This window comes from Chitinophaga barathri, assembly GCF_003807585.1.
Taxonomy (GTDB): domain Bacteria; phylum Bacteroidota; class Bacteroidia; order Chitinophagales; family Chitinophagaceae; genus Chitinophaga; species Chitinophaga barathri.
The window spans coordinates 75,215-89,377 of record NZ_RMBX01000014.1; the positions used below are offsets into that span (position 1 = coordinate 75,215).

Sequence of the window (14,163 nt, forward strand, 5' to 3'; positions counted from 1 at the left end):
GAAGCAACCAATGAGCGCACCGATTAACGTAAGGGCTTTTTTTGCACCGGATGACCCGGAGGCAGCTATGCGGTTTTACGAAGGCCACAGTAAATTGTTGCAGATATACTTCGGTATCACCAAGATCACGTCCGGCAACGTGGACTGGATCAACCACAGGAATACCGTGGTGGTGATCGTGGAGGACGATACCGGCACCAAAACCTATGGCGGCGCTCGCGTGCAGATGGCGGACGGGGTACTCCCCCTGCCTATCGAAACGGCAATCGGCAAGTATGATCCCAAGATATATTCAGATGTGAAGATCGGCAGCGCGGAGATCTGCGGCTTGTGGAACTCGAAGGAAGTAGCCGGTATGGGCATCGGAAGCCTGATACTCAGCAGGGTATGCGTGGCGCTCATGACCCAGCTGCCGGTGGACAACGTGCACGTACTCTGCGCCCCCGTAACCACCCGTGGGGCCAAAAGAGTGGGCGCCGTGATAGATACCTCCCTCGGCAACGAAGGGGTGTTCTATTACCCTAAAGACGACCTGGTGGCTACCGCCATGATCATCAGGGACATACACGAAGTAGCCAGCGCGGACCCCGGTGAAAGAGAACTGATACGCAACCTCCGCAGCAACCCCAACCAGGTAAGGACAGAAACGGGCCCTAAAGGAACTTTTGAAGTGAATTACCTGCTCGGTCTGCCACAAATGGTGCAATAATCTGTTATGTTTGCATATACAATCCCGATTTGAGATGCCTATACGTTTTTTTGTTTTGTTTTTCCTCGTCCTGCCTGGGTATGGGAACGTTTTTGCATCTGAACCGGTAGTATTCAGAGACAGCTCAAAACTCATGCAGATAGGGCAATCTCTGGACCTTTACCGGGACAGTACCAACCTGCTTACCATCGACCAAATCCGGAAACAGCAATTTGCGCCTACCGGGCAAACAGTGCCTAACCTCCAGATCTCCCCCTTTTCAAACTGGGCCCGCTTCTTTATCAAAAATGAAACAGACCTGCCACGACTGTTGCTGGAAGTGGAATACCCGACCATAGACGAGATCACCCTGTACGAAGTACTCCCAGGCGGCGGTTACCGTATTGTCAGCCTCGGCCAGTTCCAGCCTTACCGGAACCGTCCTTACGACCATCAGAACTACATCTACCCCCTGGACATCCCGCATGGCGAAACCCGGGAGTTTTACCTGAAAGTAAGGGCCGGCGAACAGGCGCAGCTGCCCGTTTACCTCGGCGCGGAGACCACCCTCAACGTCAAAAACAACGAAAGGAACTTCATTTTCGGGCTGTACATCGGCATCATCCTCGTAATGGCCCTGTACAACTTCTTCATATACCTTACCACCAGGGACCGGAGCTACCTCATCTACGTAAGTTATATCATCTGTGTGGGCCTCACCCAGGCATCGCAGCAGGGCTATACCTTCCGCTTCCTCTGGCCGAACAATATGTGGCTGGCCGCGCACGACACGCTCATCATCCCCGTGCTGAACGGCATCACCGCCGCCCTGTTCATACAATCGTTCCTCCATACCCGCGAGCGTTACAAGCTCGGGCACAAAATACTCACCGGGGTGGTGATCGCCTATTCACTGGTGCTCATCCCCACGTTCATAGACCAGTACTTTATCGCGAACATGATGGCCCAGATCACTGCCATGACCGCTTCGCTGGCCGCTATGTTCATCGGTTTCAAAGTAGCGGGGACGGGCTTTATACCCGCCCGTTATTTCCTGCTGGCCTGGAGCATCTTCCTCACGAGCGTATGCATTTTCGTGATGCGGAACTTCAACATCCTGCCGTACAATGACTTTACCTACTATGCCCTGCAGGTAGGCTCCGCGGCGGAGGTAACCCTCCTCTCCTTTGCCCTGGCGAATAAGATCAATATCTACCGCAAGGAAAAAGAAGAATCACAGGCCATGGCGCTGGCCGTATCGCAGGAGAACGAGCAGCTGGTGCGCGAACAGAACATTGTGTTGGAAGCCAAAGTAGCCGAACGCACCGAGGCGTTGCAGAACTCGAACAAAGAACTGAACCGTGTGCTGAATAACCTGAAAGAAGCCCAGACCCAGCTGGTGGAAGCCGAAAAGATGGCCTCCCTCGGTCAGCTCACGGCCGGTATCGCCCACGAGATCAACAATCCTATCAACTTCGTGACCAGCAACATCAAACCGCTGAAGCTCGATTTTGAAGACCTGAAGGCGCTGCTGCGCAAATACGAATCCATCAATCCCGCGGATGATGTGCAGGAGAAACTCAACGAGATAGAACAGTTCAAGCAGCAGATCGATATCGATTACGTACACACGGAGATAGAAACCCTCATCAAAGGCATCGAAGACGGGGCGAACCGTACGGCCGAGATCGTGAAAGGGCTGCGTACATTCAGCCGGCTGGACGAGAGCGACCTGAAGTTCGTGGACATCCACGAAGGGCTGAACTCCACGATGGTATTGCTTCGCAATAATGTCCCGAAAAACGTGACCGTACATTACAATTACGCGGAGCTACCCAAGATAGAGTGTTTTGCGGGCAAGCTGAACCAGGTGTTCCTGAACATCATCAACAACGCGCTGAACGCCATCAAAATGAAACCGGAGCAGGGAGAAGAAAGCCTCACCATCTCCACCAGGCTGGAAGAGAACAAGATGATCAGCATACGCATCAAGGATTCCGGCATAGGCATGACGGAAAAGGTGAAAGAAAAGATATTCGAGCCGTTCTTCACTACCAAGGATGTTGGTGAAGGGACGGGCCTTGGATTATCCATTGTATTTAGTATCATTGAGAAGCATCATGGTAAGATAGTGGTTGAATCAGAGCCGGGCAAAGGAGCGGAATTTATTATATATTTACCGCAGAATGTGCCAATTGCCCAAAGTCAAGCGTCCTAATTAAAAGACCCTCATGAAAAATAACCGTATCAGAATTCTGTACATCGACGATGAAGTACATAACCTCAATGCGTTCCGTGCAAATTTCAGGCGGAGCTACGAGATATATACGGCCAATTCAGCCGCGGAAGGCCTGCAGGTGCTGAAGGGCATTGAAGTGCACATCATCATTGCGGACCAGAAGATGCCCACCACCACGGGTGTGGAATTTTTCAACCAGATCAAAGACTTACTGCCTGACCCCATCAGGATCCTGCTGACCGGCTATACCGATGTAGAGGATATCATAGACGCCATCAACAAAGGCCACATTTTTTCCTACATCAAAAAACCCTGGGACGAGCACGAACTTTTTAAAACGATCAATAACGCCTACGAGATATATTCCGCCCGCAAACAGCTTAAGGAAAAGGTGCTGGAACTGGAAAAAACAAATGATGAGCTGAACCGTTTCATCTACTCCACTTCCCACGACCTGCGCGCGCCGCTCATGAGTGTGCAGGGTATCATCAATCTCAGCCGGCTGGACAATTCGATGACGGACCCGCAGGGATATATGGGCATGATAGAGGTCTGCATCACCCGGCTGGACAGTTTCATCCAGAAGATCATCGAATATTACCGCAACTCCCGTCTTGACCTCGAATTCGAAAAGATTGACTTCAACCTCCTGATCGATGATTGTATCGATACCTTCAAACATCAGAACACCTCTATCAATTTTAATGTGAAAGTGGATCAGCTGGTACCTTTTAAAGGCGATTTCTTCAGGATCAGCGTTATTTTGAACAATCTCATTTCAAACGCCGTTAAATATCAAAAGCCTGACGAATCGAGCCCGCAGGTGAATCTGTCTGTCAAGGTGGAACCGCACAAAGCCACCATCCGTATCGAAGATAATGGCATCGGTATCCTGAGCGAGCACTTAAGTAATATTTTCAAGATGTTCTTCCGCTCCAAGAACAATAACAAGCCCGGCAGCGGGATCGGCTTATACATCGTGAAAGAAGCCCTTAGCAAGATCGGCGGCACCATTGGTGTTGATTCCCGTTATGGTGAAGGCACCCAATTTGAAATTACGATTCCAAACAGAAATGAATTCGATTCCTGATCTTCGCGTAATACTGATAGACGATAACGACATCGATCTGCTATTGCATGAGCGGCTGATATCCATCCAGCAGCTCAGCCATACGATCCTTTCGTTCAGCAATGCCAACAAAGCGCTGGAATTTCTTTCCAGCAACATCACCCTGCCCCACATTCCGCCCACCGTCATCCTGCTGGATATCCAGATGCCCGAGATGGACGGCTTCGAATTCCTCCGCTCTTTTGATTCCTACCCGCAGAAGATCAAAAACCAGTGTTATATCATCATGGTTTCCTCTTCGCTGGACTTCGGCGACATCTCCCGTACAAATGCGAACCCCATGGTGATCCGCCTGCTCAAAAAGCCTTTGCAGCCCAAAGAGCTGAAGGAAGTGATCGAAAACATCTTCAAGGAGCAATAAAAAAAGGCTCCTTCATAAGATGAAGAAGCCTTACCACTTCTAGTTAACCCCTGTTTAAATTCCTTTCGTTTATCAATAATCGTTAATGCCGTAGAAATAAGTTCTGCCGCTGCCGGGATAGGTGCCTTCCAGCTGGAAGTTGCCGCTCTGCCGGCTCAGCGCCGCCTTCAGCTCGTCCACGTTCCTCACAGGGATGCCGCCGGCTTTGGTGATCACGAAGCCGGGCTTCATGTTCGTCTGGTCGCCAAGCATGCCTTCTTCGCTGATGTCTGTTACTTTCACACCGCCTGCAATACCCAGCTTTGCAGCTTCTTCTCTTGACAGGCTGGCGAATTCACCGCCAAGCGATTCGATGACCGCGCTGCCGGAACGGGAGCCCGCGATGTCACCCATTTTGCCTTTCAGCGTAGCGTTCACGGTGCTTTCGCTGCCGTTCCTGCTGAGGGTGAGGCTTACCTTGTCACCGGGTTTCAGCCTGGCGATCTGCTCGGAGAGCTGTGATCCTGTGCTCACGGCCGCGCCGTTCACTTTGGTGATCACATCGCCCTGTTTAACGCCGGCAGCCGCTGCCGCGCCGTTCGGATCTGTACCGGCTACAAATACGCCGGCCACATCGTTATTAATGCCCAGTTCCTTTTTCTGTGCGTCTTCCAGGTTCTCCGGCGCCATGCTGATGCCGAGGTAACCGCGTTGTACGCTGCCGAACTGTTTAATGTCATTGATCACTTTTTTCATCAGGTTCGCGGGAATAGAGTAGGCATAACCGGCGTAAGAGCCTGTGGGAGAGGCAATGGCCGCGTTAATACCGATCAGTTCGCCATTGGTGTTCACCAATGCGCCGCCGCTGCTGCCCGGGTTCACCGCCGCATCTGTTTGCAGGAAAGACTCCACGGGAGCCGATCCCTGGCGGTTGATGCCGATGTTGCGGGATTTGGCGGAGATAATACCCTGCGTAACCGTTACGTCCAGGTTCAGCGGGAAACCGATAGCCAGTACCCATTGACCCAGCTTTACCTCATCGGAGTTGCCGATGGCTACCGCCGGAAGGTTGTCCGCATCGATCTTGATCAGTGCCAGGTCCGTATTCGGGTCTGTACCTACCACTTTCGCTTTGTAGTTCTTCCGGTCGTTCAGGGTGACGGTGATCTCGGTGGCATTGTCCACCACGTGGTTATTGGTTACGATAAAACCGTCTTCGCTGATGATCACGCCGGAGCCGGAAGCGCGTTGTTCAGGGCTTCTGAATTGCCGCTGGCCGCCACCGTCGCCAAAGAAACGGCGGAAGATATCATCTTCTTCGCCACCGAAAGGATTCTGGCGGTCCGCTGCCTGTTTGTACTGAACGAGTGTTTTAATATGTACCACAGAAGGCACTGCCGCACCTGCCGCTTTTTCAAAATCTACTGGTTGAGCCGCCGGGGTGCCGGTATAGGCCGTTTTGATCAGGGGCTGGGTGGGGTCCTGTGCGATACTGTTATAAAGATCACCGGCCTTTCCGCTGAATGCGAAGGCGCCGGCTGTAAAAGCCGCGACCACGAGGCCGCCTGCAATAAGATTTCTTTTGTTCATAGTATCCAGTTTAGATGGTGTAAAAATGACCGCCCATTCTGAATACATTCTGAATACCGCCGGGGTGAGGGAGAGAATTAACTTTTCATTTGCACTGTGAAGGAATGGTATTGATTTTCATAGGAATAATGGATGGAGAAGCCATAAAGGGCGCATATTTTATTCACAATCTCCAGGCCGAGGCCCATACTATCCGTATCTGCGCTGCTTTTGGTAAACCGTTCAAATATCCGGTCTTCCGGCAGGGCGTAGGGCTGCCCGGTATTGCGCACGGTAAATGCGCCGTTGGCCAGCTTCACGACGATCCTGCCGCCGGGGATGTTGTGACGGATGGCATTGGAGAGCAGGTTGCCGAGGAGCACCTCCAGCAGGGTGCGGTTTATGGTGAGGGAGATATCGTCCAGCCAGTCTTTTTCCAGTTGCAGGTTTTTCTGTTCTATCTGGGCCTGGTATTGATCCAGCAGGTGTTCGGCGGTCCTTTTCACATCGATCTCTTCCGTTTCGGGGAATTGCCCGTTCTGGATACGGGTGAGGAGGATGAGCCCCCTGTTCAGCCGGGCCATGCGCTGGCTGGCTGTGGCCAGATCGGTGATCAGGTCAGCCTGTTCTTCCGTGAGCGGGTCCGTCTGCATGAGCAGTTCCAGCTTGCCCTGGAAAATAGCCAGGGGCGTACGCATTTCGTGGGAGGCATTTTCCGCGAATTCCTTTTGCGCGACGTATGCTTTGCGGCTGCGTTCCGCCAGTTGTTCCACGGCGGTGTTCAGCTCCCTGAACTCAGCGACGGCGGAGCTGCCCAGTTCCAGGGGCGCGGCATCGTCTACTTTATAAGCGCGCAGCTTTCGGAGTGTCTGGTAAAAAGGTTTCCAGATGCGGCGGGCAAGCCCCTGGTTCACCAGCAGCAGGCCGGCCAGCAGCAATATCAGCAGCACGCTTTGCAGGATGATGATGCTGCCGATCAGTTTCTGGTGATTGGCGATGGAAGATTTGATCTGCAGCCGGTATGTCTCCTGGTTGATCACGAGGTAGGAGGAAAGCAGGCGGTGCGATTCGGATGTATACAAAGAATCGGAGGCTTCCCCCCTGCCCTGGGATTTTTCCAGCGTCACATCGTTGTTCAGCAATGGATTGGGGTCGCCGGGTTTGATCTCCATGACCCGCAGCCGTGGGATCAGTTGGGTTTTGGTGGCTACGAGGTCCGCGTCTATATTGGCGATCACGATCTTCCGCAGCACAAAATAAAACACAGGTATCGCTACCAGCAGCAATACCATGCTGAGGATAAAATAATACTGTATTGTTTTGTTCAACAGTTTCATTAGTAATCAATGTCTTTTCAATTGTCTAATGGAATTTCATTTCATGCCCCCACCTCCATTTTATATCCCATCCCATACACCGCTTTGATGCGGTCCGTCCAGCCGGCGCTTACCAGCTTGCGGCGCAGGTTTTTCATATGGGCGTAAATAAAGTCATAATTATCAAAGAGGCCTTCGCCATCCGCGCTAAGGTGTTCTGCAATGGCGTGTTTGCTCACCACGCGGTTGCGGTTCGTGAGCAGGTACAGCAGCAGGTCGTATTCCGTGCGGGTGAGCTCCACGGGCTGGCCGTTCACCTGCACGGTGCGGGCCTGCGTGTTGAGGGTAAGTTCGTCCGCTTCCAGGAGGCTGCTGCCGGAGAAACGGCGGCGGCGGATCACGGCGGCGATGCGCGCACTGAGCTCCGGGAGGTGGAATGGTTTGGTAAGGTAATCGTCCGCGCCGAGTTGCAGGCCTTTGATGCGGTCGTCTATGGAATCGCGGGCGGAGATGATGATAACGCCGTCCGTCTTATGATTTTCTTTGAGGGCCTGTAGTACGTACAGGCCGTTGCCGTCCGGCAATGAGATATCCAGCAGGATGCAGTCGTAGTCAAAACTTTCAATCCTGTCCAGGGCTGTTTTGCGGTCCGGCGCCAGCTCGCAGGTGTAGTTTTCCGCTTGCAGGTAAGCGGCAATGCTCTTTCCCAGGGCCTGTTCGTCTTCAATGATAAGAATCTTCATTTTTTCCGTTGGATAATGAATATACTGAAAAAAATAAACAGCCCGCGGAGTGATTCCGCAGGCTGTTTACAGATCCATCATTATTAACAATATTGGCAAAGACAATGTTTTAAAAAGGCCGGAGCGGCGCCATAGCAGTCAACATATGGCGCCGGGGCCTTAAAAACTGGGAAATGGTTGGTTTCTGGTTTTACAGGATAGTGTCAGGCGGTTGCGGGATCGGCGGCGCCGATAATTTACCACCAAGTAATACAAGGCGTGCTTCCCCCGCAGCCTGACAAAGGCTTATAATCAGGTTACAATATTTCCGATGAGTTTTACATTCGCGTGCAACACGAACAGGAGCGGGAGCACACCACAAAACGCAAATGATTCATGAGCTGATGCATTTTATTACGAGTTAAATGAAGCCTGCTCCGGGAGCGGTTTCCGTGAATGTCTTGTGGTGGTAAATTATATACTCTATTATTTCTGTAGAATATGTAGGCAAATATACGATATGAATAATTATTACCAAATTTTGGGGATGGAAAATTTATGGGGAAAGGATGAGTGGGGTTTGTCAGGCGGACGGGGGTGGGGAAATGTTCCAGATATGTGGGAATAATCAACTGTTGATTAACCCGGCGCCGGTGCTTCCCGGGCGGCGGCTGTGGCCGAAATGGCTGGCCTTTAATAATTATTTTTTGTTTTTTCAAAAAACCGGCTAAATTTGCACTCCGCTTGGGGGGCTAGCTCAGTTGGTAGAGCGCTTGCATGGCATGCAAGAGGTCAGGGGTTCGACTCCCCTGTCCTCCACAAGAGAAAAAAGCCTTTGAAGAAATTCAGAGGCTTTTTTGTTTGCAGAACCTCAAATCTCTCTTGTTTGCTACCTGGTTGGAGCATTTTTATAGCTTAGTTTGGTTTATGCAGATCCTTAAGGGATACTAAAAGGATCCAGCCTTCGTCTTTGCTCCATCCAGGAATCTCTCTATCATCGGAATAACACACTCCTCCTCTTTAGTACCAGACTTCAACGTCGTTACCTCCCCAATATACTCACCGTGCACACCCGGAATGATCGCCAATGATGAGCCGGCCATCTGCCTGTGCATTTCGAGAGCGTGCTCCGGTTGTATCACATCCCGGTCCGCGATGAGGATCAGCGCCGGCGCTTTGATAGATCTGATCTGTTCGTCCGGTATGTCTTTAAAGTTCACCATCCTTTTGGCGTCTTTATCATGCATTACCTGCAAGCCGGCAGGATTATGCGCAACCTGTAAATATGCTTCCTTCAGCTCCGCCGGCATATTGGATAACTGCGCCTGTTTCATAAAATCCCAGAACCATGCGGGCATACCATTGCGTTTGCAAAGCGCTGAACCCAACACGATCTTATCGACTATCCCGGCATGACGAATGGCAACCTGGACCGTAGTGGTTCCCCCGTTGCTGAATCCAAAAAAGTCCGCTTTGTCAATACCAAGGTTCTTTAAAAGCGCCGCAACATCATCCGCGTCCTGCTCAAAGGACAGATCCTTGTTCCTGTCACTGGTTCTTCCGTGAGCCTGCAAATCAATGGCTATAACCTTTCTGTGCCTGGCAAGCATGGGGATGACCCGTCCAAATGTTGTCTGAATCGTAGAGCCGCCACCGTGTATCAAAACAAGTGGTTTGCCCTGCCCATAGATTTCATAATACATTTTAATCCCGTTCACTTCCGAATAACCACTTTTGGCAACCAGGGTATCATTAAAATCCGCTTTAACCTTCCCGCTGTTTGACGATAATACCAGTAGTGTCCAAACAGCGTATATCATTGTCCTTTTCATTGGATTAGTTTAGGTTGAGCATGGTTTCCATATTGTCCAGCATTTGTATCCAGCCCCTGTATGCGCCTGTTTTCTTAGCCAATTCCTGGGGAACGGTCTGCCTTAGCTGCATAGCGGTTTTCCCGTTTTCTGCTTTGAACGTTACAGTAACCAGTGTTTCTCCGGGCCAGTCAGGGTCCATTCCAATGTCCGCGGGGTTTGCAGGATCACCATTTTCATCTGCATTGATCAGGGTAAACACAATTTTTGTATGCGGCAGGATCTCTTTGTATTCTCCTATACACCAACAGTCTCCGTATTGAGGATTCGTAATACACGAGTGGAAGCGCCCGCCTGTTATAATGTCGAGCTTTTTGAAATTTATAGTGCAGCCATCGGGTGCATACCATTTCATCAATTTCTCAGGGTCCGTCCAGGCACTGAAGACTTTTTCAGGACTTGCGTTAAAGGTCTTTTCTATGAAAACCTCCGTAGTATTCACACGATTTTCCATGTTATTGTTTTTTCGATTTATCAATATGCTACTCAGACGAAGTATCGTCCAGGAATTTCTCCAGTTTATCAAACCGCTGGTTCCACACCTTGCGCGATTCCGCCACCCAGCTCAACACCTCATCCAGCTTACCAAGGTGAGCCTCGCAGAATTGCTCCCGCCCTTTTTGCGTAACGGAGATCATGCCGCATTCGTTCAACACTTTAATGTGTTTGGCAATCGCCTGCCTGCTAATGCCGAAATCTTCCCCGATCCCGGCAAGGTTCAGCGGCCCGCGCGACAACTTCTGTATGATCATCCTCCTGGTGGGATCTGCGATGGCCTGGAAAACATCTCTTCTTTCTATCATTATACAACCATTTGGTTGCTCAAATATAAGCACAACCATTTGGTTGCCCAAATATTTCTATGATTGAGTAGATATTCACTCACTTTCAATATTTTAGGAATAACACGTCATTGCGAGGAGCAGCAGCGCCAAAGTGGGTGGGGCGACGAAGCAATCTCTTCTATCGAATGGATGTACTCCAATATCCGGAGATTGCTTCGTCGCGGCTTCTGCACAGATCCCCCGCGGCTCCTCGCAATGACGGCCTTTTTACAACGACGCCACAAATAAGGCCAGTTCTGTGTTAGATTTTCCCGCATTACTATACTTTTAACTAACAGCTGGGACAAATAAAAAAGCCCGGCCAGAAAGTAGCCAGGCTTGTCACTTTATTACTTATCCTTACTCTATTTTATCACTTAGCTCTTCTTATTACCTCACTGAAAACGTCGTCACCACCGCCGCATGATCCGACGGCCACCGCACCGGGTGCCGGTTCAGCACTTCGGATTGCAGGGCTTTCAGGTTTTTGCCTTTATAATAGATATAGTCGATGCGGTCTTTGAAAGCATTCGGGAATTCAGGCGTCCAGGTGATGCCTCTTTCTTTGAGCGGGTCCGGGTGGATCTCACGGAAACTGTCTTTGTAGCCCGCTTCCTGCATGATGAGGCTTTGCGGGAACTTTACCACATAACCATTGTTGAACTGTTTAGTGGCTTCCGTCCAATCCAGGTGGGAGCCGCTGTTGAAGTCGCCGCAGAAGATGACCGGGATCTCGTCCGCGGCGGCGGTCACTTCCTTTATCGTTTCCAGCGTGCGGCGCAGCTGGCCTGCGTTGCTGATCTCCATTTTTGCGATGAGCGTATCCACGTTCAGCGGTTGTTTTTTCTCCTGCATATCCCAGTAATCGAATGGATAACTGAGCCAGTTCGTAATAAAGGCTACTTTTTGTTTTGCATTGAGGCGTATCAGCGCGCCGCCGTTAAAAAAAGAACGGGAACCGGGAAGTGTATTTTCGATGGGGAAGCGGCTCATGATGCTGAGATTGCTGCCGCGCAGATAAAAGTAATATCCCAGCGCGTCGGCTATCTTTTCGCCGGAACCGTAGGTTTCCTGCATAGACACAATGTCCGCCCCGGAATTTCGGATCACTTCCGCTACGCGCATCGGGCCGGCGTCTTTGCCGGTTTCGTTGCCGCCATGCCAGATATTAAAGTTCATTACTTTCAGCGCCTTGCCCGGAGCCAGCTGTGCAGCGGGTTTCATGGGGAAAAATGCAGCATAACTCTTTGCGATGTATGCGGGACTGAGCACTTCTTTGTACAATGTAATTTCGTCCATGGCGCCGTAAAATGTATTCCATTCGCCACGGTCACCCTGCTCCCGTCCTCCTGCAAACAGTGTGTCCGCCTGCTGCATGGCCGGTATGCCTTCAATGAAATAAACGGCTACCTGGAGGCCGTCGTAATACAGGCTGGCTTCCGACTTCTCCGCATCGAAGCAATACGTCAGCTGGTGCCATTTCGTATCGCGGACAGTCTGTCGTTGCGGGGTGGGCTGATAGCTGTACATGTTCTTTTCGCCGCGCATTTCCCAGAACCATGCGCCGTTTTCCTGCACGCCCAGCTGCCAGCCTGTGTATGCCGTTCCTTTCGGGGCATAAGCCGCCAGGGCAGTGTAGCGGCTTTGGGAAGGGGAAGCCTTCAACCAGCATTGAACGGAATAAGAGCCGTTATGATCTTTTAGAACGTAGGGAAAATAAAGCGGCTTGCGTGCGGCCGCATCGGCGCCAAGGTCCAGGGCCGCACCCTGTATCCCTTTGCCGGTGTGATACGCGGCCTTATCGTCGAAGGATTGACGGTACACGGGCGCCTGCGCGAAGCCGCCGATGGATAACAGGCAGCATACCGCCTGGAGGAATATCTTTTTCATGTTCAGAGTAGCAAAGCCTGAAATTAATCAATCCTCTTTTAAAATATCCCCATTCCTGTATTCATCAGTAAAAGATAACTCACCAGGAACACCAACAGGAAAGAAAGACTCAACGCAAAATACCGCACTATCTTCCTGCTGCCTTTCCTGAACGGCGCCAGGAAAAAGAAGTGAACACCCCAGACGGGCAGCGCCACCAGGAAGTTCATCACCACCAGCAAAGCGGTGAACGATACGGCAAACACGGCGGGCTCAATCACCAGCCCCGAGGCCAGCCCGTACAAAACGCCCATCAGCAGCGTCACCGCCAGGCAATACAAGGCATACCTGCATCCTTTTTTGAACATGGTGAAGAAGTATTGCATCCTGCTTCTGATACCGGTGTGGATCAGTATCCTGATGCGTTCTTTCGGTTTGCCGTTTTGTTTGCGGTAACGCGGCCACCAGATGATAAAACCGGTGACGAACAACGCCAGCGGCATCAGCCCGCCGATCAGGGCCAGCACCTGCGTAGGCCTGCCGCCGAAGCTGCCGTAATGTATCGGTGTGAGCCAGCTGAGGTAAGCATTGCCGGATGGGGGAAAGTCCGTCCTGCTGTTCAGCAGCACCCTGCCGCTGTACTGGTCCAGGATGAGCATTTCGCGCTTGCCGCTTTTGGGCGCGCCCTGGCCAACGAGGTCCAGGCGGTAATTGCCGGTGCTGTCCACCGGAAACGCCAGCCCGGCGATCCTTGCGCCCGGCATCGTTTCTCCTGTGATGGACACTACTTCGTCCAGCGACAAGGTTTTGGCGCCCGCCGTGTACGTGGACTGTGCGCCCAGCAACGCGGCCACGCCCTGCGGGTTCTGGCCGTTCAGTATAAAAAGCAATGCGATCACCAGCGGGGAAAAGGTGATGCAGAAACCCGTGAGCGACAGCAAAGCGACCACAGGCGAGGAATAAAACCCGAGTACATTGTGCCAGTCGTAGTTCTGGCGTTTAAACCCGGCGCTGAACTTCACCGTCAGCATAGCCTTCAGCTGGTTCCACTTCTGCGGGATCCAGAGCCGGAGGCCGCTGATAGTGAGTATCAGCAGGCAGAGCGACGAAAGGCCCACAATATATCTTCCCGCCACGGGTATCAGCAGCGTGCGGTGCAGCTCCGTGACGATGTGAATAAAAGAACTTTCATGAATACGTTTCCCGCTTAGCCCGCCGGTATATGGATTGATAAAAAACTCGTCTTCCGTATTAAAGTTAAAAAGCCGGTAAGCGCGGTTGGGCTTGTCTTCCACGTCCATCAGCAGGTAATCGAAACGTATGTCCGGGTATTTGTTTTTGATGACAGGCACTACTTCGGGGATGCTCATGCGGTGCTGCTGCTCCATGACGAGGAACAGCTCCGGGTTCAGCGCCCGGTCTATTTCGTCCTGGAACACCAGGATGCTGCCGGTGACGCCTACAAAGGCCACAATAGCGCCCGCGACGATACCCAGGTACAGGTGCCATTTGCCGAACCAGCGCTGCTGGTGCTTCGCCCATTGGAGCCGGAGATGTTTCATGATGATGATTTAGCGTTGGCCCGGATTGCCGGAG

At 51.7% G+C, this 14,163-nt stretch carries 12 protein-coding genes and 1 tRNA gene; 5 read left to right on the forward strand and 8 right to left on the reverse strand.

Annotated elements, in window-relative coordinates; all coding sequences use genetic code 11:
* Nucleotides 1–10 precede the first annotated feature (10 nt).
* The 4 genes from EG028_RS23070 to EG028_RS23085 all read left to right on the forward strand — a co-directional run bounded on the left by EG028_RS23070 (nucleotide 11) and on the right by EG028_RS23085 (nucleotide 4,417).
* Nucleotides 11–709 (forward strand): hypothetical protein, encoded by a 699-nt coding sequence (locus tag EG028_RS23070; protein WP_120518799.1) that lies wholly within the window; start codon nucleotides 11–13, stop codon nucleotides 707–709.
* Between the two features lie 133 nt (nucleotides 710–842).
* Nucleotides 843–2,906, forward strand: coding sequence for a sensor histidine kinase (locus EG028_RS28025; RefSeq protein ID WP_162946619.1), 2,064 nt, complete (start codon nucleotides 843–845; stop codon nucleotides 2,904–2,906).
* A gap of 13 nt (nucleotides 2,907–2,919) precedes the next feature.
* On the forward strand, nucleotides 2,920–4,017 hold the full coding sequence (locus tag EG028_RS23080) for a sensor histidine kinase (RefSeq protein WP_120518797.1): 1,098 nt from the start codon (nucleotides 2,920–2,922) through the stop codon (nucleotides 4,015–4,017).
* Nucleotides 4,001–4,417 carry a response regulator gene (locus EG028_RS23085; protein ID WP_162946618.1) on the forward strand — a complete coding sequence of 139 codons (417 nt, stop codon included), beginning with the start codon at nucleotides 4,001–4,003 and terminating at the stop codon, nucleotides 4,415–4,417. Before EG028_RS23080 ends, EG028_RS23085 begins: the two co-directional genes overlap by 17 nt.
* A 72-nt stretch (nucleotides 4,418–4,489) precedes the next feature.
* Here EG028_RS23085 and EG028_RS23090 read toward each other — a convergent pair whose 3' ends face one another.
* The 3 genes from EG028_RS23090 to EG028_RS23100 all read right to left on the reverse strand — a co-directional run bounded on the left by EG028_RS23090 (nucleotide 4,490) and on the right by EG028_RS23100 (nucleotide 8,024).
* Nucleotides 4,490–5,986, reverse strand: a complete 1,497-nt coding sequence (locus tag EG028_RS23090) for a trypsin-like peptidase domain-containing protein (RefSeq protein WP_162946617.1) — start codon at nucleotides 5,984–5,986, stop codon at nucleotides 4,490–4,492.
* A 77-nt stretch (nucleotides 5,987–6,063) separates the two neighbouring features.
* Nucleotides 6,064–7,302 (reverse strand): sensor histidine kinase, encoded by a 1,239-nt coding sequence (locus EG028_RS23095; protein WP_120518794.1) that lies wholly within the window; start codon nucleotides 7,300–7,302, stop codon nucleotides 6,064–6,066.
* Between the two features lie 41 nt (nucleotides 7,303–7,343).
* Nucleotides 7,344–8,024 carry a response regulator transcription factor gene (locus EG028_RS23100; RefSeq protein ID WP_120518793.1) on the reverse strand — a complete coding sequence of 227 codons (681 nt, stop codon included), beginning with the start codon at nucleotides 8,022–8,024 and terminating at the stop codon, nucleotides 7,344–7,346.
* 725 nt (nucleotides 8,025–8,749) lie between these two features.
* Here EG028_RS23100 and EG028_RS23105 point away from each other — a divergent pair.
* Nucleotides 8,750–8,822 (forward strand) — tRNA-Ala (locus EG028_RS23105).
* 128 nt (nucleotides 8,823–8,950) lie between these two features.
* Here the strand turns inward: EG028_RS23105 and EG028_RS23110 are convergent.
* The 5 genes from EG028_RS23110 to EG028_RS23130 all read right to left on the reverse strand — a co-directional run bounded on the left by EG028_RS23110 (nucleotide 8,951) and on the right by EG028_RS23130 (nucleotide 14,129).
* Nucleotides 8,951–9,835, reverse strand: a complete 885-nt coding sequence (locus tag EG028_RS23110; protein ID WP_120518792.1) for an alpha/beta fold hydrolase — start codon at nucleotides 9,833–9,835, stop codon at nucleotides 8,951–8,953.
* Nucleotides 9,836–9,839: 4 nt separating this feature from the next.
* A complete protein-coding gene (locus EG028_RS23115; RefSeq protein ID WP_120518791.1) occupies nucleotides 9,840–10,328 on the reverse strand; it encodes an SRPBCC family protein in 489 nt (162 codons plus the stop codon).
* Between the two features lie 28 nt (nucleotides 10,329–10,356).
* Nucleotides 10,357–10,677, reverse strand: a complete 321-nt coding sequence (locus tag EG028_RS23120) for an ArsR/SmtB family transcription factor (RefSeq protein WP_120518858.1) — start codon at nucleotides 10,675–10,677, stop codon at nucleotides 10,357–10,359.
* A 411-nt stretch (nucleotides 10,678–11,088) separates the two neighbouring features.
* Entirely contained in the window at nucleotides 11,089–12,588 is a 1,500-nt protein-coding gene (locus EG028_RS23125) for an endonuclease/exonuclease/phosphatase family protein (RefSeq protein ID WP_120518790.1), read from the reverse strand.
* A 38-nt stretch (nucleotides 12,589–12,626) separates the two neighbouring features.
* Entirely contained in the window at nucleotides 12,627–14,129 is a 1,503-nt protein-coding gene (locus tag EG028_RS23130) for a PepSY-associated TM helix domain-containing protein (protein WP_120518789.1), read from the reverse strand.
* Nucleotides 14,130–14,163 lie beyond the last annotated feature (34 nt).